At 50.6% G+C, this 354-nt stretch carries 1 protein-coding gene; it reads left to right on the forward strand.

Going from position 1 to position 354, the window contains the following annotated elements; all coding sequences use genetic code 11:
* On the forward strand, positions 1 to 354 hold a 354-nt coding region (locus R7Q09_RS25820; protein WP_318143901.1), incomplete at both ends, for a sigma 54-interacting transcriptional regulator.

Genomic DNA, 354 nt, shown 5'->3' on the forward strand with positions numbered 1-354 from the left:
GTGGTCACTCTCCGATTCGTGTCGATGTGCGTATTGTCGCCGCCACGCACCAAAACCTCGAAAAGCTGGTACACCAAGGCGATTTTCGTGAAGACTTGTTCCACCGCTTGAACGTCATTCGCGTACAAATTCCTGCGCTTCGTGAACGCAAACAAGACATTGAAAAGCTCACACAACACTTTCTGGTACGCGCCGCAGATGAGCTTGGAGTGGAAACCAAAACCTTGCACCCGTCGACGGTCGAAATTCTCACTCGACTCAATTGGCCAGGCAACGTACGTCAGCTAGAAAACATTTGTCGCTGGTTAACCGTGATGGCGAGTGGCAGTGAAGTATTACCGAACGATTTGCCTT

Source organism: Vibrio sp. 2130-1 (assembly GCF_033339515.1).